This window comes from Reinekea forsetii (assembly GCF_002795845.1).
In the GTDB taxonomy this organism is placed as follows: domain Bacteria; phylum Pseudomonadota; class Gammaproteobacteria; order Pseudomonadales; family Natronospirillaceae; genus Reinekea; species Reinekea forsetii.
Window position 1 is genome coordinate 3490713 of sequence record NZ_CP011797.1, and the last position, 21806, is coordinate 3512518.

The window sequence follows — 21806 nt, forward strand, 5'->3', positions numbered from 1 at the left end:
CCGATGACACCGAGCGCCCGCTTAGGAATGACTCGGTAACAAACCCAAGGACGTTAGGGGCACACCCGTCTGTTGCAGCGCCAACTGCAAGGTTGAGCGGATCACCTTGGGATCGTCGAGCTTCAATAAATCATTGGATACCGACTCAGCCCAACCGGAATCAATCTGGCGGAGCACCGATTTAACCCGCAACAGGTTGGCACTGCTCATCGACAAGCTACGATACCCCAGGCCCACCAAGGCGACAGCACCGAGAGGATCACCGGCCAATTCGCCGCACACACTGATCTCCATATTAGCAGCGTTACCGGCCGCCACGATGATTTTCAAAGCCTTCAATACTGCCGGATGCATGCTGTCATAAATGCCCGCCACACGCGGGTTATTGCGATCGACGGCGAGAATATACTGAGTCAAATCATTGCTGCCGACCGATAGAAAATCGACTAGGGAAATAAATTCATTGACCAGGTATACGGCTGAGGGGACTTCGATCATCACGCCAACCTGAGGTGTCTCGACGTGCACGCCCTCATCGTTCAATTCGTATACCGCCCGATGAATCAGGGCCAAAGATTCCTCTACTTCGCCCACGCTGGTAACCATGGGCAGCATAATGCGTAAGTTGTCGAGGTTTAGACTGGCACGCAGCATCGCGCGTACCTGGACGATAAATATTTCCGGATGATCGAGCGTAACACGCAACCCGCGCCAGCCAAGAAAGGGGTTATCTTCCTTGATCGGAAAGTAATCCAGGCTTTTGTCACCGCCTATATCCAAGGTTCGCATGGTCACAGGCCTGGGGTGAAAGGCCTCCAATTGCGAACGATATATTTTAGCCTGCTCCTCTTCGCTCGGAAAACGGCCCAACATCATAAAGGGAATTTCGGTGCGGAACAGTCCCACGCCATCGGCGCCACTTTCTTGGGAGCGAATAATATCGGTTTGCAAACCGGTATTCACGAGCAGATCGATGGCCACACCATCGGTGGTTTCACCCGGCAGGCCAGTCAACGCATCGAGCCCGGAGACGCGGACCTTCTCGTCATGGAGCAGGTCTTCAAAGTAGGCTCGGCGCTCGACCGACAGCTGGAAATAGACGTGACCGCGATAACCGTCGACCACCAGCTCCTTGCCATCGAGCTCCTGCCAAGGAATATCCTGAGCGCCAAGCACGGTTGGAATGTCCAATGCTCGAGCCAGAATTGCGAGGTGGGAATTGGCAGATCCTTGCGTGCAGACGATGGCGGCGACATTGCCCGGCGGCAACAGACCAAAGACGGTCGCAGAAATTTCCTCGCCCAACAAGATGCTGCCCATCGGAATACGGCGATCGGCCTGCTCTTCGACTAGGCGCGAGAGAATACGCTGGCCCAGGTCGCGCATGTCAGACGCGCGTTCCCGCAGGTAGGTGTCTTCCATCGCCTCAAAATGTTGTACATAGCCGCGCATGGTATCGGCCAGGGCACTGGGGGCAGACTCGCCCAGACTGATTTTCTCACGGACCGTCCCAGCAACGGCCTGATCATCGATAATGCCAGCGTAGACATCGAACAGGGCCAGCTCTTCCGGTCGCAGCTCATTTTTCAGTCGATCTCGACTATTGGACAGTTCTTGCTGCACCGCCTCAATCGCCTTGTCAAAACGGGCCAGCTCGGCGCTGATATCGTCTGTCGTGGTATAACGGATGCTGTCTAGGGTGATCGCTGGGGTCACCACATGGGCGCGCCCAATGGCGACGCCAGAGGCGCAGGCTACGCCGCTGAAGCGAATGTCGTTTTGCGCTTGGCCGCCCATGAGGTCCATGCCGGATAGGGTCCCGGTCGCCTCGGCGTGGGCGATGATGCCCGCAAGCTGGGCCGACAGGGTCACTAGAAAGGCTTCTTCCTCGTCATTGAACCGTTTTATCGCGCGTCGTTGAACCGAGAATACGCCGAGCAGCCGTCGATTGTGAATGATCGGCACGGCCAACAGACCGTGAAATTCATCTTCACCAATGGTCGGCACATGATGGTAGTTGGGGTGGAGAGCGGAATTGGCCAGGTTCAACGGCTCCTCACGCTTGCCCACCAGACCGATCATGCCTTCATTTTTGGTCAGATTCACCTTGCCGATGCCGGCGGCACTCAAGCCTTCGGTCGCCATCAGCACATAGCGTTCGACATTGGGGTCCCAGAGGAACACCGTGCAAGCGTCGACAGCCATGCCATGGCGGACCATGCTCGCCAATCGGCCCAACGCCAACTTGAGATCTCGGGCCCCGGTGACTGCGTCGACAACCTTGCGCAGTAAATTCAATAAATCAGCCATGGGCAACCTGAGGTCTGTGGATCCGCGGCGCGAGCTCCGCTAAGGCTTGGCGATAGACATCGCGTTTAAATGACACCACTTTGGACAGGGGGTACCAATAGGACACCCAGCTCCAACCGTCGAACTCAGGGTCATCACTGTGGTCAAAGGAAATTCGAGTGTCATCGGAGATCATGCGCAACATAAACCATTTCTGCTTTTGACCCACACAGATCGGCAGGGTGTTGTGGCGGATCATCCGTTTCGGCAGCCGATAACGCAACCAGCCGCGCGTGCAGGCAAGGATGGCGACATCGCTTGCCTGCAACCCAACCTCCTCATGCAGCTCTCGATAGAGCGCCTCGAGCGGAGTCTCATGTTGGCGGATACCACCTTGAGGAAACTGCCACGCATCTTGGCCGATACGGCGCGCCCATAAGACCTGGCCGGCGGTGTTGGTTAGAATTATGCCGACGTTGGGTCGGTAGCCGTCTGAATCAATCATTCGTTATTCCATTAAACGCCGTTTAACTGGGGGTCGCAGGTGAGTCGTATATCAAATCATCGCTTACCATTGTTCCACAAGCGCACTGAAAGCGCCAATTGGTGAATCTGCACTGGCGCTTTGGCTTGGCGGGCATTTCGCGCTAGAATCACCCTATACTCCACCGCTGATCAGGACATAACCGTGACCCTCGCCATTTTTGATCTCGACAACACCCTCATCTGTGGCGACTCGGACCATGCCTGGGGCCAGTTTTTAGTCGACCAAGGGCTGGTCGATACCGACAAGGTCCGTATCGCCAATGACTATTTTCTCAGTGAATACCAGGCCGGTACTTTAAATATAGATGAATATCTGGAGTTTACGCTCGCCTTTCTCGCGGGCAAATCGCCGTCCGAGTTAGCGCCCTTGCACCAGCAGTTTATGACCGAGGTGATTGAGCCGATGATGCTGCCACAAGCCATTGAACTCATTGATCAACATCGGGCACTCGGCCACCAACTGTTGATCATTACCGCGACCAATCGCTTTATTACCGAACCGATCGCCCGGCGCTTGGGCATTGAGCAGTTAATCGCCTGTGAGCCGGAATTGACCGGCACACGCTATACTGGCAAAGCCACCGGCACGCCCAGCTTCGGACAGGGCAAGGTAGTCCGTTTGCAGCAGTGGCTAGATGACCGACATGAGAGCCTTGACGGCGCCTGGTTCTATTCGGATTCGCGCAATGACCTGCCGCTATTAGAATGGGTCGATAATCCGATTGCCGTCAATCCCGATGAGGCGCTCAAAGACATCGCCCAGACCAACGGCTGGCCAATACTCGATCTAAGGAAGCCTGCGTGAAAAACACTGCGCTCGCTTTGGTTGGCCTCTGCGCCCTATTGATAGGCTGCAGCCCGAAAACAGACTCCGGGCCGGATCAAGCGACCCCGATTGTGGCAGTCGCACCGATAACAATACTGGCATCCCCGCCGTCTGGCGCAGACTTTGGTCCCGTCGGCACGGCCTTCCAGCTCGATGCAAAACAGCACACTCTCCAGATGTTGGCCTTGTGTCAGACTCTAGCGGATTCTGTGGAGGCCTTTCTCGCGACCCCCGAAGTGAGTCAACAGCAGGCGGCGCAGGCATCCTTCCGGCTCTGCTACCAAAGTTGGACAGCCAACCAGCTGTTCTTCCAGCTCGCCTTCAACCCGGCTGATAAAAAAACCCTGCAGCCCCTGCTTGATCTAATTGACACCCGACCCTTTCTGCCCGGCTATATCGACAGTATCCCAGATTACCCTTACAGCGGCCTAATCTTCGAAATGGATTTGCCCATTAACGAGGCCACCTTGCTCAGCCAACACCGACTGATGGATGAAGATTCTGCAGCCCTGGGCTTTCCGGTTGTGGAGTTTTTCCTCTGGCGGCAACCGCTTGATACGACATGGCACAGCACGGGCGACATTGCGGCCGATAGCTTGATTGAGCGGCGACACCAATACCTCCGCACCGCGACTGGCATGTTGCTGGCAGATCTGGGTGCGGTGTCTAATCGTTGGCAAGCCGGCGGCGGCTTTGGCGGCCTGCCGCACCGCGTCCAGTTGGTGGCAGTCTTGGCCAGCCTGCAACGCATAACGGCAGTCGCCTTGTTGGACGATCTGTTCAATGAGCAAGCGCTGACAGAACCGGAATGGCATCATCCGGCCATGTATAGTGGCCAGGGTCGGGCTTATCCGCTGGCGCTATTGACCGCGGTACAAGGATGGGTAGGTTTACCCGAGAGCACAACGGCCTTTGCGCAATGGCTTGACTCCAGGGCTGACCGACCGATGACGGCAGCTGATCTGCAGACGGCCGTGGCGGACAGTCTAAGTGCCGTCCAAGAACTGCCGGAAAACTATCCCGCCGACAGTGCCGCCGATGGCCAATGGGCCACCGCACGCCAGCGCATAAGCGCGTTGGCCTTGGCTTTCGGTCAGCTGTCGGAACAGCAGCAGGTGCCCATATTTAGCCAGTAGCGGGCCACGCAATGCCCGCCGGCGTTAGAAATTCTGACTAATTTGCGCGAAAATCGCCTTGATATAACGCGTTTCGGGCACCGCCGGTAAGACCGGATGATCGGCCCCCTGTCCGCCTTCGGCGAGAATCACGACATGCCGGTCCAACTTGCGGCCGGCGCTGCGAATCATGTCGCGCAAGCGTTCGTTGTCCAGATGCATAGAACAGCTGGCACTGACCAATATCCCACCATGACTAACCAGCTTCATCGCCATCTCATTTAAGCGCTTATACGCACGCTCGCCGGCAGCCATGTCCTTACGGCGGGTAATAAAGGCCGGTGGATCCACTATAACCACATCGAAGCGCGTTTTTTCCGCATGCAGCCGCTCTAGTACCGCGAAAGCATCACCGGCCAGGGTATCGACCCGATGCGCACAGTTGTTGAGCTCGGCATTGGCCATCACGCCCTGCAAAGCCAATTGGGAGGCATCGACACAGGTCACGGCGCTAGCGCCTAGAGCAGCCGCGGTGATGCCCCAGCCACCAACATAACTGAACACATCCAGCACGGTGCGATCCTTGGCCCACTGGGCCGCTAGGAGTCGATTGGGACGATGATCGTAGAACCAACCGGTTTTCTGGCCAGTCATCAGCGGCGCTAAGAAACGCACCCCATTCTCGATCAGTTCGACCTGCTCCGGAACCTCGCCAAAGGCTACCTCGACATAGTTGTCGAGCCCCTCGGAAGCGCGCATCTTGCCGTCGTTCTTAACCAAAATACCACGCGGCTGAACCAGACGCTGCAGGTGTTCGAGGATTACCGGCAGGCGCTGTTCCATGCCTGCGGTCGAGACTTGAACTGTGAGCACATCATTGAAGCGATCGATCACCAGACCCGAGAGGCCATCGCTGTCACCATACACCCAACGATAACAGGGCTGTTCAAAGCACTGCTCGCGTAACGCCAAGGCTTGCTTGAGGCGATTTTTAAGCACCGAGCTGGACAGGCTTCGATCCATCTGGCGAGACACCAGGCGAGCACAAATCAACGCCTGGGGATTGACCATAAAACTGCCCAAAGCCTTACCCGCAAAGTCGACGGCATTGGCAATTGAACCCGGTTCAAAGGCCTGCAGCGGTGATTTTCCGAGGTCGATTTCATTGCTGTAGATCCAATGATGGCCAGATCGAATTCGGCGTTCGGCGCCCTTATTAAGATGCAATACTTGAGTGGTCAACGGTTAAACCTTTTTTAATAAATCTAATGAAACGCCCCTGCACGTCGGCGGGTGACTGCTAAACTTTTGGCTATTAACGGCCCATTTTAGGACCTGACTATGAGCATAGAACTGGACCCGGATCAGATAGATCAAATACTGCAGGGTATCAACATTCCCCCGCAACCCCAGGTGATGGTCGACTTGCAGATGGAACAGTATCACCCCAGACCGGACATTAGCCGAATCGCCAATTTGATTGCCCAGGATGTCGGTCTGGCCGGCGCGATGTTAAAAATCGTTAATGCACCGGCGTTTGGCTTAGCTAATACCATTAGTTCGGTCCACCAGGCTACGGTCTTATTAGGCATCAAGTCGGTGGTCAACATCATTAATGGTATCAGTATTCGAGGCCAATTGAGCGATGAAGATATAGTGGGGCTGAATAATTTCTGGGACACCTCGATGGACATCGCCGTGGTCTCACAGAATGTCGCCCGTCAAATCGGTTTGCAGGAGACCGATAATGCCTATTGCCTCGGTTTGTTTCACAACACCGGCATCGTTTTGATGAAGCAACGCTTCCCAACCTACATGGATATTTTGCAACAGGCCTACGCGCACAATACCGAGCGGGTCATCGATCTGGAAAACCACCATTTCAGTACCAATCACGCCGTCATCGGTTACTACACCGCACGCTCGTGGCGCTTGCCCCATCTGATCTGCGACGCGATTGCCGATCACCACAATATCACCCAACTGTTTGCGCGCGACGCCGGGGCAGATGACGCGAAAAAAACCCTGTTATCCGTGTTAAAGATTGCCGAATATATCTGCGCCAGCGGCCCGGCGCTGGGCAAGGTGCGAGACGATTATGAATGGGCGCGCATCAAGGCTTACATCTATGAATTTACCGGCCTAGGGCCCTACGATATCGATGCCATGATCGACCAATTCAGCGAAATGGGCATCGGCTCGGTCACTGCCCGGCACTAGGAATCAACGCCGCCAGCAGCGACCTGTCGCGCACGGCAACAAAATACGGATTAAGTATATCGTCTTTACCGTAGACCAATGGCTCGCCGTTCCATTGCACAATGGCACCCCCGGTTTGCGCCAGTATCGCTTGGGGCGCGGCTGTATCCCATTCACAGGTCAGACCCAAGCGGGGATAGAGGTCCGCGCCACCTTCGGCCAATCGGGCAAACTTCAGTGCACTGCCCAGAGATTCGGTCTCGACCCGATATCCGGCGTCGGTTAGATGTTCGCGCCAAGCACCCGCCCAGCTCGAACGCCGCGACCCCAAGGCGACCAATCGCTTGGTGACACGGGCGGTCGGCAGCGGTGCCTGCGCCTCAGGCGAACCCGAAAAAGCACCGATGCCCTCACCGCCCCACCATGCCAGGCCCGAGGTTGGCCGATAGAGTAGGCCAAATACGGGCTGCTGGTGCGACATCAGGGCGATATTGATAACAAACTCATCAGATCGGTGCAGAAATTCTCGGGTACCGTCCATCGGGTCGATCAACCAATAGAGCGACCAATCTTTGCGCATTTGATAGTCTGGCAAGGCCTCCTCCGACACCACTGGACAGTCGACTATAGCGCCCAAGCCGGCAACCAGGATCTCTGAGGAGCGGATATCAGCCGCGGTGACTGGGCTGTTATCCGCCTTGGCCACCTGTTGCCAGAGACGCTCGTCACGATAAATAGTCAATATAGCATCACCAGCCACACGAGCCAGTTGATACAGGGCGCTAACTTGCACTGGGGTTAGGGGCAATTGCGGCGCCGAGGTGGCTTGCGGTGAGATCATGTTGGGCCTTAACAGAGTGCGCTAGAGCCCGCGATTCTAACACGTCGGGTGCCTTGCTTACCCGACCGTAAGCGGCAATAATCGAGTTAATTGGTGGCCGGACCTTGCATATTGACGGCAACGACCGCATCTTGATTGCCGCTCGGTAGACACTTTAAACGACAATCAGGGACAGACCCAGCACCGACCCTGCTGGTACCCCTTATCCGGAGTCCGAACCGGCATTTAATATTATTCAGGAGCCCAATGCGTGAGCGCCAAAACTGAAGCGAAGGATGACATCCGGCTCGACAAGTGGCTTTGGGCTGCGCGGTTTTTTAAAACCCGGGTCCAGGCCAAAGCCGCTGTTGAAAGCAATAAGGTGCACTATAACAAGGCCCGGGCCAAGCCCAGCCGGAGTGTGGAGATGGGCGCCATCTTGCGCTTACAAATCGGCTCAGAGGAAAAGACCATTGTCGTGACCCAAGTCCACGGTCATCGTCGCGGCGCACCCGAAGCCCACGCCATGTACTTGGAAACCGACGCCTCGGTGGTCAAACGGCAAGAAAACGCTGAACAGCGAAAAACGATGAACCTGACCTCGCACGCCCCCGATCACCGCCCAAACAAGAAAGAGCGGCGCGACCTGATCCGCGTGAAATCCAATATGAACGATTCTTAGCCAGGCCTTAATCATGACTGTACTCGATAACACCACGCGTTTTTTATTTGCAGACTCCGCTGTCCGAGGGGAACTGACTCAACTGGATCGTTCAGTCTCCGAGGTACTCAGCAAGCATCATTATCCGGCCGCGATTCAACCGCTACTCGGCGAATTTATGGCCGCCGCTGCGATGCTCAGCGATACCATTAAATTTGAGGGCACCCTGTCATTGCAAGTGCGCGGCTCCGGTCAGGTGCGCTCACTGATGGCCGAATGCCGAGATAATCGCGCCTTGCGGGCATTGGCCCAATATAATGATGACTTTGATGACCGGGGCCCGATTCTCGGCGAGGGTCAGATGGCGATCACCATTGAGCCAAAACAGGGCCATCGCTACCAGGGCGTGGTGGAAATTAACGACTCAGACCTGGGTTTGGCCCAAGTGCTGGAGGGTTATTTTCAACGCTCCGAACAGATCCGCACGCGCATTTGGTTGTTTGCCGATCAGCATAAGGCCGGCGGCCTTATGCTACAGGCGATGCCGCAGTCGGCCAGCGAGAGCAGTTTGACCGGTGGCGACGATGAGGACGATGACAGCTGGTCACGCCTGGTTATCTTGGCTAGCACCCTAAAGCCGGAGGAGATCTTTGGCCTTGAAGCCGAGACGGTGCTGCATCGCCTGTTTCATGAGGAGCCTGTGCGGCTCTATCCGCCGCGGCCGCTAGAATTTGAATGCACCTGCAGTGCCGATCGATCGGGCAATGCCATCATCACATTGGGCGCCCCAGAGGCATTGGCCCTGATTGAGGAACTGGGCCATATTGATATAGATTGTCAGTTTTGCCATGAGCGCTATATTTTCGGGGCTGACGACGTCCAACGTTTGTTCTCGCCAAGCGCAGACGATACCCTTAATTAGGCCGGCTCGCGGCCGACCAAGGCGGTTTAACCCGGGCCAGTTCGCTAGCACACACCCGATCGAACGCTCGGGTTTGTCTCTGGCGGTCCGGACTCGCTACTCAGCAAATACCTTATCGCCCAGCTGATCGACCATCAGGCGAGCTTTGCTCAGGCTGATGGTCGATGCTTCGGCTTCGCTCGGCATTATATCGGCCCGAACAAAGGTATGGCTTTGCAGTATCTCGCCATCCTTTTCGATAATTCCACTGACGCGATACTGAGATCCCTCAGCTTTGGGCGCCGCACAAATGCGGTAACCCTTATACTCAGTCCATTCATATTGTGGAACCTTCGGTACTTTTGTTTTCGTTAACCAGCCAAACATAGGACACATCCTCTGAAATTTACTGCGATTGGGAACATTATCAGGCGTCAGTTTGGCAGTGCATAGTATTAATTCGGCTTTTGTTTAACACTGGATCGCAGCCTAAGCAGCCAATGGGCACAAGTGTTACCTTTTGAACATAAGTGTTACCGAATGCCACGATGAGTTTGGCCGAGCCTGACACTTTCTGTACAAAAAACAGCCTATATACATTAAGCTGTTGATTTTAAAGAGCTTTAATAACATGGCACACAGAATGCTATATTATAATCAGAACGAATAGATGCCACCCGCCAACAAAAACAATAACAGGGTGGATGTAAGAACAATAAGCGCCTATCAAAAAACAAAAATAAGGGCGCTGTTTTTATTCCTGGTTCCATAAAAACAAAAAGAACCAGTCAGCTGTTTGTGTCGGTCCAGTGAGCCTTTCGCTGGATACCATTGTTTTCTCCTCCTATCAAAGCATCCACACCAATACGTCTATAATCTATGCGTAAATCTCTACTGTCGTGCGCATTGCCTAGAGTCGACTCTGCGTCTAAAACAGCTCTATCGAGCGACCGTTATAGCCGTCGACAGAGCTCGGGTAGGCCTATAAGCCTTGTTCAGGGGTATACCAGCCAGCCAGTTCATCGGTCAAAACCGCTTCCAGCATTGCCATGCCCAGCTCGCTGTCGTTAAGGCAAGGCAAGAGAGTGCAGTGTTCGCCACCGGCCTCTTTAAAGGTTTCAACCCCTTCCATACCAATCTCTTCCAGGGTTTCCAGGCAGTCGGTGGCAAAGCCGGGCGTCAGCACCAGCAAATTTTTCACGCCTTGTGCCGGTAACGCCTCAAAGGTGTCCGAGGTATAGGGTTGCAGCCACTTGGCGGGGCCGAAGCGACTTTGAAAACTGATCAATACCCGATCAGTCGGCCAACCCAAGGCCTCGGCCAACAGGCGCCCAGTGACTTGGCAATGGCAATAGTAGGGGTCGCCTTTGGGCAAAGATTCTTTCGGCAAACCGTGAAACGACAGTAAAATCTTGTCGGGCTCGTCGGTCACAGTGGCCAAGTGCGCTTGGACTTGGGCCGCCAAGGCACCAATATAGGCGGGATGACGATACCAGGGATGGGCGATTCGAATCGTTGGCTGCCACATTTGGGCCTTAAGATAATCAAACACCGCATCGCTCACCGAAGCGTTGGTTGCTGCCGAGTATTGCGGATAAAGCGGTACCACCAAAATTCGGTCGCAGCCTTGCTTGGTCATCGCAGCCATCTTTTCCGAGAGACTGGGGTTACCATAGCGCATGGCATAATCGACCACTAGGTCGGGCCATTTCAGGGCCATTTGGTGGGACTGCTGAGCGGTAAAATAGCGCAGCGGCGATTCGTTATCGTCCTCACGCCAGATTTTCTTGTAGGCCGCAGCGGAACGCTTCGGTCGAGTGTTGAGGATGATGCCGTGCAAGATCGGCAGCCAAATGAGACGCGGAATGTTCACCACCCGGCGATCGGACAGGAACTCCTTTAAATAGCGCCTGACGCTGGACGTACTGGGATCATCAGGTGTTCCTAAGTTAACCAGTAATAGGCCGATTTTGCCCGTTTTCACATCGGGGTGATTGGTCGGTAGAGTCATAGTGATTGCAACCAGAATTGAAAGCCTGTTAGTGTAACAAGAATCTTGCACAGCAGCGGATAAAAGATCACTCCCATCCCGCCTCTGCACCCCTTTTGACGGGGCTCAGGGTCGATATTCACGGGGTCGCAGCCCAACCGGCTGTGCCGTTCTCACGCTTACTATATACGTAGCCAACCGACTATAAGATCTCAGGCCAACTATGAACCCATGGGTCCTGCTCAGCTTTGCTGTCCTCTACTTTGTCTGTCTCTTCGGCATTGCCCTGTTTGGCGACTCAGGCCGCGGGCAACAGGCCACGCGCCGTTACAACCACTTTATCTATGCCTTGAGCCTCTCGGTCTATTGCACCAGCTGGACCTTTTATGGTGCGGTTGGCACCGCCGCCACCGCCGGCTGGTCGTTCGTGGCGATCTATCTTGGCCCCCTGCTGGTGTTTGTCTTTGGCCAGAGTTTGATTCAGAAAATGATCCGCGTCGGGAAACGGCAAAACACAACGTCCATTGCCGACTTCCTGTCATCGCGCTACAGCAAAAGCCGCGGCGTCGCCCTACTGGCCACGCTGATCTGCACCCTGGCTGGGGTGCCCTATATCGCATTGCAACTGAAGGCGGTGACAAACTCGATCCAGGTTCTATCCTTCCGCGCCGCCGAGCTACCCTTTACCGCCTCGAAAACCTCGTTCTTTGTAGCAATCTCGATGATTGGCTTTGCGACTCTCTTTGGTACTCGCCAGGTAGACGTGTCAAAACATCACCACGGCATGATGCTGACCATTGCCTTTGAATCATTGGTCAAGCTGACGGCCCTCGTCTGCCTGGCGCTGTATGTTATTTTCGTGTTTTACAGTGGACCCCGGGAGTTTGCCAGCGAACTGGTCGCCACCCAAACCTTTATCTGGCCTGGGTTTTCGCTCAGCTTCTTAACCCAGCTGCTATTAGCCGCTGGCGCCATCCTCATCCTGCCACGTCAATTTCATGTTATGGTCGTGGAAAATATCCACCAAGACCATTTAAAAACAGCTCGCTGGGTGTTCCCGGTCTACCTAATCCTGATCAGTCTCGTGGTGCTGCCGATCGCGTCGGCAGGATTGCGGCTGTTTCAAGACAGTCAGATTGATGCCGACACCTTTGTTTTGCTGTTGCCTCAGGCCGGTGGCCAAGTCTGGCTAACCCTGTTGGTCTTTATCGGAGGCTTCTCGGCCTCGATGGCGATGATTGTGATCACCACCATCACCCTCTCAACCATGCTCAGCAACGACGCCGTATTGCCCTTCCTTATTAAGAAGCGGTTGTCTGCAGATCGCGCCAATGTCGGTCCTTGGCTGCTCATTATTCGACGTCTGGTGGTGGTGACCGTTATCCTAGCCGCCTGGCTCTATAACCTCAGTTTCGGCGATACCGAGGCCCTATCGGTGATCGGACTACTGGCTTTTTCGCTGATGGTACAACTGCTGCCATCGTTGATTGCCGGTCTGTACTGGCGCACCGCGCATGTGCGCGGTGCTTATGCCGGCATGTCACTGGGCAGTCTGGTCTGGAGCTGGACGCTATTAGTTCCGATGCTCAGCGAGGCGGGCTTTGTCTCGCCCGAGCTGCTTAGCGCAGGCCCTTGGCAGATCAGCTGGCTGCGGCCGGAGTTTTTGTTCGGCTTCACCTTTACCGATGCTCTAAGTCATGGCGTATTTTTCAGTTTGATCGCTAACATTGCCGGTCTCATTTACTTCTCCAAAACGGCCACCACGACACTGGCAGATCGTCTCCAGGCTTCGGCCTTTGTCCAGCTAGATGAACAACTCCTGCGCTCCGACCTAAACCACAAAAATCCCCTGGTAAAAGCTGGCGAGCTGGTATCCATGCTGGAGCGTTTCGCCGGGGTCGGTCAAACCCGGCGCTGGATCAGTGATTATGAGCGAGTGCACCATTTTCGCATCCTCGCCAACGATACTCCCACGCCTGACTTTATCCGCTATTTCGAGCGCACCCTATCGGGCGTTATCGGCGCCAGCTCGGCTCGCGCGATGATGCATTCCGCTTTGGCCGGACGCGAGTTGCATCTGGAAGACGTGGTGACCTTTTTCGATGAAACCACCCAGGCGATCCAGTTCAACCAACGGGTTATGTCATCGACCCTAGAGCATCTCGATCATGGCGTCTCGGTGATCGATCGGGACCTCCGACTGGTGGCCTGGAACCGGATGTATTTGGAGATGTACCCCTATCCCAAGGAGACCATTAGAGTCGGTGTCTCGATCGAAGAGCTGGTGCGCTACAACGCCCTGAAGGGCGAATGTGGCCCGGGTGACATCGAGGATTTGGTTCAGCGCCGCCTCAATCACCTGCGCTTAGCCACGGCGCATCGCTTTATCCGCATGCGCAGCAACGGTCGGGTCACCGAGATTCGCGGCAATCCTTTGCCGGGGGGCGGTTTCGTCACTACCTTTAATGACATCACCGATTTCGTCAAAGCCCAGGAAGCCTTAAAAGACGCGAAGAACACTCTCGAACGTCGGGTTGAGCAGCGCACCGAAGAGGTTCGTAATATCAATAACGAGCTGCGGGCAGAAATCCAAGAGCGCCAGCGGGCTGAATCGATGCTTATGGAGGCCAAAACCGAGGCGGAATTGGCTAATGACAGCAAAACCCGATTTTTGGCCTTGGCCAGTCACGATATCTTACAGCCCCTGAACGCCGCCCGACTCTATAACACTGCGCTGTTGGAAAAATGGCCCAATGAACCCATCTTGCCGAAACTCGAAAGCTCACTGCGGACGTCCGAGGAACTGATTTCGACGCTCCTGGAAATCGCCAAATTGGACGGTAGCCTGCATAAGCCCTTATTGGAAACCGTTGAGTTACAGCTTTTATTTCAGTCGATCGATGATGAATTTACCGCCCTGGCCGCCGAGAAGAAACTCCGCCTGTGGATTCGACCCACCGGCCATTTTGTCGCCAGTGAAGGTCGGGCCCTGCGCCGAATCATACAAAATCTGGTCTCGAATGCCATTAAATATACCCGTGACGGCGGCGTCATGGTCACCGCGCGTAAACGTGGGGTAGACCTATTGATTCAGATTTGGGATACCGGCCTGGGTATTGAGGCACGCGATTTCGAACGTATTTTTTTCGATTTCAACCGCCTCGATCAACATCGACAAGAAGCCCAGGGCGTTGGCCTGGGTCTGAGTGTGGTCAGCCGACTCGGGCAGCATCTCAGTCACCCAATCGATCTTGCCTCCAAACCGGCTCGGGGGTCCTGCTTTAGCGTTTTGGTGCCCTTAACTGACTCACCGCCAGCCTGGCAAGGGCGCGACAAACAGGGCAAGGAACGGAACGCTGCAGCGCTCAATTTTCGGGTGCTAATCATCGATAATGATGCTCAAAACGCCGATGCGCTGATTACGCTGCTGATGGGCTGGGGTTGTGCGGCAGATTTCGCCACGACAGACGTCGAAGCGTTGGAAAAACCGATGCCCGACCTGTTGATCATCGATTACCATCTGGGCGAACACCTCACCGGGTTTATGCTGCTTACAAAGCTAGAACAACGCTGGCAAGGTTCGGTACCAAGCATCCTAGTCACGGCTCATGCCGAGCCTCAGATTAAGGTCGAGGCCGCGCAGCGGGGCATGGGCTTTCTGGCCAAACCGGTTAAGCCAATTGCGTTGCGGGCCCTGATCAAGAGTAAGCTGGCCTAAACCATCACCGCAGCTAGCAGGCCTGCCTATATGAGGCTATTTGCGACCAGGGTTGGGCAAGCGTGTTGCCCTGGGTAAGGTGGGGAGTATTAAATCGCTACAGCCGGATCGACATGCAGTCGATTGGCTAAGATCACCGCCTGAGTGCGGTTGAGTACATTGAGTTTGCGGAATATGGCCGTGACATGCGCCTTGACGGTCGCTTCGGATATTTCCAGATCATAGGCAACCTGCTTATTGAGCCGGCCAATCTGCAAATGCCGCAGCACGCGCAGCTGCTGATCGGTAAGCTGATTAATCCGCCGAGCAATGTCAGACAATTCAGAATCCACTTCGATACTGTGTTCGCCTTGGGGCCAAAACTCCTCGCCCAAGAGCACACCCTTTACCGCCTGTAAGATCGAATCGGCCGCCATGGATTTCGACAGAAAACCGGCCGCACCACAGGCACGTGCCTTGCCAATAACTGAGGGGTCGTCGTTGCCAGAGATCACCAGGACCGCAATGGTCGGATAGGCTTTTCTCAATTCCAATAGACCTAAAAAACCGTCGTTGCCGGGCAAATGCAGGTCGAGCAGCACCAGGTCGACGTTCCCATTGTCACCGAGGATGGCAAGGGCCTCTTCAAGCGACGCGGCAAAGCCCACCTGACCGCTGTCTGACAAGGCCAAAACTGACGGTTTTTGGGTTAGTGACAGTTTCAGGGCATCTCGAAACAATGGGTGGTCATCAACTATCAGTATTCGATCCACGAGCGACTCCTATTAGTTCACCAGTTCTCCATACAAATAACCTGAACAACTAGACAGCTCGAATAACATCCGACTAAAGGATATGGTCAGCTTCGGCACCAGGGTGTCCAAACTGACTCGCGCATCTTGATCATTAAAGTTCCGCCACAGGCTCAGCTGGGTTTGTGCCTGAGTCACCCACTCACCAGTTAGGGTGTAGACCGCAGTAACGTCGGTCATAGGTTGGTAGTCTGGTGCCATGTCCAAATCGCCATTCGCGCAAGCTATGGCCCGGATAGACAGTTTTGCAGCGAGATCTACGTAAGTTTGGAAATACTCAGCATAATAGACTTTAAATTCTTCCGAATTCACGTCACCCGTGCCGCTCCATTCATCGAACGCGTAACTTGGATTTTCCAAATTTACGGCGTTAAAAGCCTCTAGTAGATTTCCAGACTCGGTACCATAAGCGGCACCGCCCAGCAAAGTCGACCATACTATGATGAAGCGCAAAATGACACTCATAAGGGATACCTTCGGTTGTCGGAAGCTACTTTAATTGTGGCCTCTTAAACGCTAGCTGTCACCTTCGGAGCGTCAATTCGAGTTGACCTAGGGCGTCAATCGGGCCAATGCCTCAGCAAAACAGGACAATATATCCTCTGGGTCTTCAATCCCGACCGAGCATCGAATCATCCGGTCACCAATGCCGAGCGCGGCCCTATTTTCGGGTCCCATTTCATAAAAAATGGTGCTGGCCATGGGTAAGGCCAGGGTCCGGTTATCGCCCAAATGGGTCGCGTTAATAACCAATGCCATATCATCGAGTAAGGCCGCACAGTCATAGGGGGCTTTTAGATCAAAGCTTAGGATGGCCCCGAATGAACGAAACCAACGCCGCGCTCGGTCATGTTGCGGATGGGATGCCAAGCCGGGGTAGTATACCGCCTCGACTTTTTCATGCTGCGCCAACAGGTTGGCCAGAGCCGCGGCATTGGCGCATTGACGATCCATGCGCAGCGCTATGGTTTCGGCCCCCACCGCCAGTTGATAGGCACCATCGGAACTCAGGGTACCCCCCATATCACGCAAGGCCTTTTTCTTGATTTGGGTAAGGCCCCATTTGTGGGCATCACCCTGCTGATAGGCAGGGAAGATATTGGGGTAATGGGACCAGTCAAAGAGACCGGTATCGGTTATGGCGCCGCCTAAGACCGTGCCATGACCGCCAAAGTATTTTGACAGACTGTTGATCACCAACCCGGCTTGAACGCTTTTCGGATTAAAGAGGTAAGGCGAGGTAATGGTATTGTCGACCATAAAGAGTACGTTTTGCTGCGCACACCACTGGCCGATTTCGTCCAAACTGGCAATCTGAGTGCCCGGATTGGCAATGGTCTCGACAAACACCAGGCGCGTGTTGCCTTGCTGGGCGGCGCGGACATGGGCGCAGTCGGTCGCGTCAACCAGGGTCACCTCGATGCCGAAGTTTGCCAATGTGCTCAGCAAGCTGTGCGTGTTGCCAAACAGAAATCGACTGGCAATCATGTGGTCGCCGCGCTGCAGCAGGGCCAGCAAGGTGCCGCTGATCGCTGCCATACCGGTCGCAAAGACCAAGGTGGCGATGCCCTGCTCGGCCTCACTGATCAAGGACTGCAATGAATCGGTGGTCGGCGTTGACTGCCGGGCATAAGCATGGCCGCTGGCCCGACCCTGAAAAACCTCTACCAGTCCTTCCGTAGTGGCGTATGAATAGGGTACGCTATTATAGATCGGAGCATGCACCGGGCCGTCGGCAAAGCCTTGCAGGCGGTCATGATGCACAATGCGACTGGTGAATCCTTTAACCTTACTCATAGTCGCTTACCACATTAGATCGTCGGGGATGACATAGTCTTTATAGGGATCGTCATCGTCAGGTTGCGCTGCTTGGGGGTCGGCTAGAAATAGGATGCTGGTGGTACTGCGCTCCATTATTTTCGCCGCGACCGCCTGAGGCACTACGAAGAAGCGGTTCTCGAAAGTCGCAATGGCCAACTTACCGCGGGCTAAATCGACCTGGATCTGTGCGCTGACGTAGATCGATTTTATCTTATTGTCGAATCGATCGGCAAAGTTGAACTTTACATCACCGTCATCGAGGTGGATTCGGGTCGTCTCGATGATCTGTTTAACCTGCGCCACCAAGGACTTTTCCTGCGCTTTTTGTTGCCGCTCAAGATTCAGCTGGCGATCTTTGGCCACCTTGGCCAAACGCGCCTGCTCGACCGCCTGTTTGGACTCACCGTCATCGGTCTCAACCCGGTTCTTGCGATTGACCTTATCGTTTTTACGCTTCTCGTTCTTGTCTTTTTGAACTTGTTTCTTGTCCGCCAGGCCCAGTTTCAAAAACTGATCGGCCAGTGATTTTGACATGTTACAACCCTGTGATATTTAGCGTTTATTGAAGCACATAGCGGCTTTAGGCTGCAAGCTTCTCGCCAGGGCCAAGCTCGGGCAAAAAAAAGCGGGCCAAGGCCCGCTTTCTATTTACTCTCAGGTTAAGGTCGACCCAGTCGGGCAGCCGATCGCCGGTCCTGGGGCTATTGCTTTTTATTGTCCTCAATCAAGACATCGACCACGGACGGATCGGCCAGCGTAGAGGTGTCCCCCAAGGTGTCGTATTCGTGCGCGGCAATTTTACGCAAGATCCGGCGCATAATTTTACCCGAACGGGTTTTCGGCAAGCCCTCGGCCCATTGAATGACATCGGGCGTCGCAATCGGACCAATTTCCTTACGCAACCAGGCCTTCAATTCAGCTGTGAGCGCATCGCTGGGCACAATGCCCGCCATTGGACTGACATAGACATAGATGCCCTGCCCTTTGATATCATGCGGATAACCAACCACGGCGGCTTCCGATATCGCAGGATGGGCTACTAAAGCGCTTTCAATTTCAGCGGTGCCCAAGCGGTGTCCGGAGACGTTGAGAACGTCGTCGACTCGACCGGTAATCCAGTAGTAACCGTCTTCATCCCGACGCGCGCCATCACCGGTGAAGTAGGTGCCTGGGTAGGTGCTGAAATAGGTTTCAATAAACCGTTCGTGATCGCCAAAGACCGAGCGCATCTGGCCCGGCCAGCTATCGGTAATTACCAGGTTACCCTCGACCGCACCCTCGAGTTCGCGGCCAACATTATCGACTAATGCTGGTTGAATACCGAAAAAGGGTCGCGTCGCCGAGCCTGGTTTCAGCGCCGTAGCACCCGGCAATGGGGTAATCAGGATGCCACCGGTCTCGGTTTGCCACCAGGTGTCGACAATCGGGCACTTGCTGCTGCCGAACGCCTTATAGTACCAATGCCAGGCCTCCGGATTAATCGGTTCACCGACCGATCCGAGCAAGCGCAGTGATGACAGATCGGCACCTTGGGTCGCCATGTCACCGGTGGCCATCAGCGAACGAATCGCGGTGGGCGCGGTATAGAGAATGTTGACCTGGTGCTTGTCGACCACCTGGGCAAAGCGCTGCGCCGTTGGATAGGAGGGTACGCCCTCGAACATCAGGGTCGTGGCACCGTTGGCCAACGGTCCGTAAACAATATAGCTGTGGCCGGTGACCCAGCCGACGTCCGCGGTACACCAGTAGACGTCGCCGTCCTGATAGTCGAAAACATATTCGTGAGTCATCGACGCGTAGACCAGATAGCCTCCGGTGGTATGCAAGACGCCCTTGGGTTTTCCGGTTGAACCGGAGGTGTAAAGAATAAAGAGCGGATCTTCGGCATTCATCGGCTCGCAGGGGCACTCCATGGGCACCTGATCCATACGATCGTGGTACCAGATATCCCGACCATCGTGCCAACCGATGGTGCCTCCGGTGCGGCGCACCACTAGAACGTGCTGGACGCATTCGGTGCCGGGCTGTTCCAACGCCTGATCGACATTGTTCTTCAGGGCCACCGCTTTGGCACCACGCAGGCCTTCGTCGGCGGTGATCACTATATTCGAATCGCAGCCTTCGATGCGCCCGGCCAGCGCTTCAGGTGAAAATCCGCCAAACACCACCGAATGAATGGCACCAATACGCGCGCAGGCCAACATGGCATAGGCCGCCTCTGGGATCATCGGCATGTAGATGGTGATCCGGTCACCTTTTTTACCGCCCAACGACTTCAGGACATTGGCCATTCGGCTGACGTTGGCGTGTAACTCGTTATAACTGATATGGGCATCATCACCGGGCTCATCGCCTTCGAAGATGATCGCCGTTTGCTCGCCGCGAGTGGCTAGGTGTCGATCGATACAGTTATAGGCAACATTGAGTTCACCATCACCATACCAGCGGATGCGATGGTTGGTCTTATCGAAGCTAACATCCTTTACGTCCGTATAGGGCGTTGACCAGTGGAGTCGCTTGCCCTGCTCACGCCAAAAGCCCTCATTGTCGTCGACGGATTGCTGATACATCTCAAGGTACTGCTCATTAGTGACCTTGGTTGTGCTGAGCGCGGATACCGGTACCGGAAAAAGATCGGAATTCATGCTGTCCCCTTTTATTATTCTATGGTGGCTATGATAGTCCTATTGTGAAAACTAACAGAATTTTAACAATGCGACATTAGTCCATACGACTGAAGTCGCGTTTCGGGTTGGCCGACGCGGCGCCTAAGTTCTAGGGTCGCAGGGGATTACAGCGGGGTCAACTGTTGTCCGGGCCGGACACAAAAAAAGGGCACCTAAGGTGCCCTTTTTGATACAGCGGACTGAACCCACCGACGTTGGTCATTAATTAATAGTACTTAGCCCTTGGTGAATTCCGGGTAGGCTTCTAGGCCACATTCGGAGACATCAACGCCATCGTATTCTTCTTCTTCGGTCACTCGAATGCCCATAGCGGCTTTCAAGATGGCCCAAACGATCAACGAAGCGCCGAAGACCCAGACAAAGATGGTGGCTGCGCCGCCCAACTGACCCATTAGAGTCGCATCAGCATTGGTGATCGGTACCAATACTAGACCGAGCAAACCACAGACACCGTGCACAGAGATGGCACCGACTGGATCGTCGATCTTAATCTTGTCGAAGGCCAAGATACTAAACACCACGACAATACCGCCCAGGGCACCGAACAGGGTCGCCAGCAGTGGTGTGGGTGTATCAGGACCGGCCGTGATAGTCACCAGGCCGGCTAAGGCACCGTTGAGGATCATGGTAAGGTCTGCTTTCTTAAACAGGATGCGCGCTAACACCATGGCGGCAATCGCACCACCGGCAGCCGCCGCATTGGTATTCAGAAATACAACAGCAACCGCGTTGGCTGTATCAACCGTAGACGTCTGCAGCACTGAACCACCGTTAAAACCGAACCAACCCATCCAGAGGATGAAGGTACCCAGGGTCGCCATCGGTAGGTTGGCACCGGGAATAGCGTTGATTTCACCGTTCTTACCGTACTTGCCTTTACGCGCGCCGAGTAAGAGAACACCCGCCAAGGCGGCGGCAGCACCAGCCATATGGACGATGCCCGAACCGGCAAAGTCGACCATGCTAAGACTGTACATACCGAAGACGGATTCGCCGCCCCAAGTCCAACGGCCTTCCATTGGATAAATGAATGCGGTCATGGCAACGGCAAAGGCCAAGAATACCCAGAGCTTCATGCGCTCAGCGACGGCACCGGAGACGATTGACATGGCCGTAGCAACAAAGACCACCTGGAAAAAGAAGTCAGCGGACGGTGCATAGGTGTCACCGCCTTCAACGCCGTTGCCGCCAATGCCGACCAAAAAGGTTGAACCCAACTCTGGGTACATAATCGCATAGCCGCAGACCATGTACATGACACAGGCGATGGCATATAGGGCGATGTTTTTGGTGAGGATTTCAGTGGTGTTTTTACCGCGCACCAGGCCCGCTTCTAACATGGAAAAGCCGGCCGCCATCCACATCACTAGGGCGCCACACACCAAGAAATAAAAGGTGTCCAAGGCATATTGTAGTTCGAATACTTCTGTCATATTGCTCTC

At 54.7% G+C, this 21806-nt stretch carries 18 protein-coding genes; 6 read left to right on the top strand and 12 right to left on the bottom strand.

All coding sequences use genetic code 11. The features are described 5' to 3' along the window. Positions 1-21 precede the first annotated feature (21 nt). Together ptsP and REIFOR_RS15935 are read right to left on the bottom strand one after the other, a co-directional pair. Positions 22-2310 (bottom strand): phosphoenolpyruvate--protein phosphotransferase, encoded by a 2289-nt coding sequence (gene ptsP, locus REIFOR_RS15930; RefSeq protein ID WP_100258493.1) that lies wholly within the window; start codon positions 2308-2310, stop codon positions 22-24. After that, positions 2303-2794, bottom strand: coding sequence for an RNA pyrophosphohydrolase (locus REIFOR_RS15935; RefSeq protein ID WP_100258494.1), 492 nt, complete (start codon positions 2792-2794; stop codon positions 2303-2305). The genes ptsP and REIFOR_RS15935 overlap by 8 nt, the downstream gene beginning before the upstream one ends. A gap of 183 nt (positions 2795-2977) precedes the next feature. Between REIFOR_RS15935 and REIFOR_RS15940 the strand changes: the two genes are divergently transcribed. Continuing rightward, a complete protein-coding gene (locus tag REIFOR_RS15940; RefSeq protein WP_100258495.1) occupies positions 2978-3640 on the top strand; it encodes a histidinol-phosphatase in 663 nt (220 codons plus the stop codon). Continuing rightward, positions 3637-4797, top strand: coding sequence for an imelysin family protein (locus tag REIFOR_RS15945; protein ID WP_100258496.1), 1161 nt, complete (start codon positions 3637-3639; stop codon positions 4795-4797). Before REIFOR_RS15940 ends, REIFOR_RS15945 begins: the two co-directional genes overlap by 4 nt. A gap of 24 nt (positions 4798-4821) precedes the next feature. Here the strand turns inward: REIFOR_RS15945 and REIFOR_RS15950 are convergent, their stop codons facing one another. Continuing rightward, positions 4822-6018, bottom strand: coding sequence for a class I SAM-dependent rRNA methyltransferase (locus tag REIFOR_RS15950; protein WP_100258497.1), 1197 nt, complete (start codon positions 6016-6018; stop codon positions 4822-4824). Between the two features lie 99 nt (positions 6019-6117). On the opposite strand from REIFOR_RS15950, the gene REIFOR_RS15955 reads away from it, so the two are divergent. Further along, positions 6118-6996 (top strand): HDOD domain-containing protein, encoded by an 879-nt coding sequence (locus REIFOR_RS15955; RefSeq protein WP_100258498.1) that lies wholly within the window; start codon positions 6118-6120, stop codon positions 6994-6996. On the opposite strand, the gene REIFOR_RS15960 is transcribed toward REIFOR_RS15955, so the two are convergent. Beyond that, positions 6980-7816: a 3'(2'),5'-bisphosphate nucleotidase CysQ family protein gene (locus tag REIFOR_RS15960; protein ID WP_100258499.1), complete on the bottom strand. Its 837-nt coding sequence runs from the start codon at positions 7814-7816 to the stop codon at positions 6980-6982. The two genes, REIFOR_RS15955 and REIFOR_RS15960, sit on opposite strands and share 17 nt — an antisense overlap. Positions 7817-8066: 250 nt before the next feature. Here REIFOR_RS15960 and REIFOR_RS15965 point away from each other — a divergent pair, with 250 nt between their 5' ends. Then, entirely contained in the window at positions 8067-8477 is a 411-nt protein-coding gene (locus tag REIFOR_RS15965) for an RNA-binding S4 domain-containing protein (protein ID WP_100258500.1), read from the top strand. 13 nt (positions 8478-8490) lie between these two features. Beyond that, on the top strand, positions 8491-9378 hold the full coding sequence (gene hslO / locus REIFOR_RS15970) for an Hsp33 family molecular chaperone HslO (RefSeq protein WP_100258501.1): 888 nt from the start codon (positions 8491-8493) through the stop codon (positions 9376-9378). A 96-nt stretch (positions 9379-9474) separates the two neighbouring features. Here hslO and REIFOR_RS15975 read toward each other — a convergent pair whose 3' ends face one another. Both REIFOR_RS15975 and hemH read right to left on the bottom strand, forming a co-directional pair. Next, a complete protein-coding gene (locus REIFOR_RS15975; RefSeq protein ID WP_100258502.1) occupies positions 9475-9744 on the bottom strand; it encodes an HlyU family transcriptional regulator in 270 nt (89 codons plus the stop codon). Positions 9745-10339: 595 nt separating this feature from the next. After that, on the bottom strand, positions 10340-11368 hold the full coding sequence (gene hemH, locus REIFOR_RS15980) for a ferrochelatase (protein ID WP_100258503.1): 1029 nt from the start codon (positions 11366-11368) through the stop codon (positions 10340-10342). A 202-nt stretch (positions 11369-11570) separates the two neighbouring features. Here hemH and REIFOR_RS15985 point away from each other — a divergent pair, with 202 nt between their 5' ends. After that, positions 11571-15065 (top strand): PAS domain-containing hybrid sensor histidine kinase/response regulator, encoded by a 3495-nt coding sequence (locus REIFOR_RS15985; RefSeq protein ID WP_100258504.1) that lies wholly within the window; start codon positions 11571-11573, stop codon positions 15063-15065. A gap of 89 nt (positions 15066-15154) precedes the next feature. Here REIFOR_RS15985 and REIFOR_RS15990 read toward each other — a convergent pair whose 3' ends face one another. The 6 genes from REIFOR_RS15990 to REIFOR_RS16015 form a co-directional block, all read right to left on the bottom strand. Continuing rightward, complete coding sequence (locus REIFOR_RS15990; protein WP_100258505.1) at positions 15155-15817, bottom strand: response regulator; 663 nt, start codon at positions 15815-15817, stop codon at positions 15155-15157. A gap of 12 nt (positions 15818-15829) precedes the next feature. Then, positions 15830-16321: a hypothetical protein gene (locus REIFOR_RS15995; protein WP_100258506.1), complete on the bottom strand. Its 492-nt coding sequence runs from the start codon at positions 16319-16321 to the stop codon at positions 15830-15832. Between the two features lie 87 nt (positions 16322-16408). Next, a complete protein-coding gene (locus REIFOR_RS16000; RefSeq protein WP_100258507.1) occupies positions 16409-17653 on the bottom strand; it encodes a cystathionine gamma-synthase family protein in 1245 nt (414 codons plus the stop codon). Between the two features lie 6 nt (positions 17654-17659). Next, positions 17660-18211: a DUF2058 domain-containing protein gene (locus REIFOR_RS16005; RefSeq protein ID WP_100258508.1), complete on the bottom strand. Its 552-nt coding sequence runs from the start codon at positions 18209-18211 to the stop codon at positions 17660-17662. 167 nt (positions 18212-18378) lie between these two features. Continuing rightward, positions 18379-20322: an acetate--CoA ligase gene (gene acs / locus REIFOR_RS16010; RefSeq protein ID WP_100258509.1), complete on the bottom strand. Its 1944-nt coding sequence runs from the start codon at positions 20320-20322 to the stop codon at positions 18379-18381. A 257-nt stretch (positions 20323-20579) separates the two neighbouring features. After that, complete coding sequence (locus REIFOR_RS16015) at positions 20580-21797, bottom strand: ammonium transporter (protein WP_100258510.1); 1218 nt, start codon at positions 21795-21797, stop codon at positions 20580-20582. Positions 21798-21806 lie beyond the last annotated feature (9 nt).

What these genes read in the sequence shown, in the direction of transcription:
- REIFOR_RS15955 (WP_100258498.1), top strand. Translation starts at nt 6,118, where the DNA reads ATGAGCATAGAACTGGACCCGGATCAGATAGATCAAATACTGCAGGGT.
- acs (WP_100258509.1), bottom strand. Translation starts at nt 20,322, where the DNA reads ATGAATTCCGATCTTTTTCCGGTACCGGTATCCGCGCTCAGCACAACC.
- REIFOR_RS16000 (WP_100258507.1), bottom strand. Translation starts at nt 17,653, where the DNA reads ATGAGTAAGGTTAAAGGATTCACCAGTCGCATTGTGCATCATGACCGC.
- hemH (WP_100258503.1), bottom strand. Translation starts at nt 11,368, where the DNA reads ATGACTCTACCGACCAATCACCCCGATGTGAAAACGGGCAAAATCGGC.
- REIFOR_RS15935 (WP_100258494.1), bottom strand. Translation starts at nt 2,794, where the DNA reads ATGATTGATTCAGACGGCTACCGACCCAACGTCGGCATAATTCTAACC.
- REIFOR_RS16015 (WP_100258510.1), bottom strand. Translation starts at nt 21,797, where the DNA reads ATGACAGAAGTATTCGAACTACAATATGCCTTGGACACCTTTTATTTC.
- REIFOR_RS16005 (WP_100258508.1), bottom strand. Translation starts at nt 18,211, where the DNA reads ATGTCAAAATCACTGGCCGATCAGTTTTTGAAACTGGGCCTGGCGGAC.
- REIFOR_RS15985 (WP_100258504.1), top strand. Translation starts at nt 11,571, where the DNA reads ATGAACCCATGGGTCCTGCTCAGCTTTGCTGTCCTCTACTTTGTCTGT.
- REIFOR_RS15995 (WP_100258506.1), bottom strand. Translation starts at nt 16,321, where the DNA reads ATGAGTGTCATTTTGCGCTTCATCATAGTATGGTCGACTTTGCTGGGC.
- REIFOR_RS15960 (WP_100258499.1), bottom strand. Translation starts at nt 7,816, where the DNA reads ATGATCTCACCGCAAGCCACCTCGGCGCCGCAATTGCCCCTAACCCCA.
- ptsP (WP_100258493.1), bottom strand. Translation starts at nt 2,310, where the DNA reads ATGGCTGATTTATTGAATTTACTGCGCAAGGTTGTCGACGCAGTCACC.
- hslO (WP_100258501.1), top strand. Translation starts at nt 8,491, where the DNA reads ATGACTGTACTCGATAACACCACGCGTTTTTTATTTGCAGACTCCGCT.
- REIFOR_RS15975 (WP_100258502.1), bottom strand. Translation starts at nt 9,744, where the DNA reads ATGTTTGGCTGGTTAACGAAAACAAAAGTACCGAAGGTTCCACAATAT.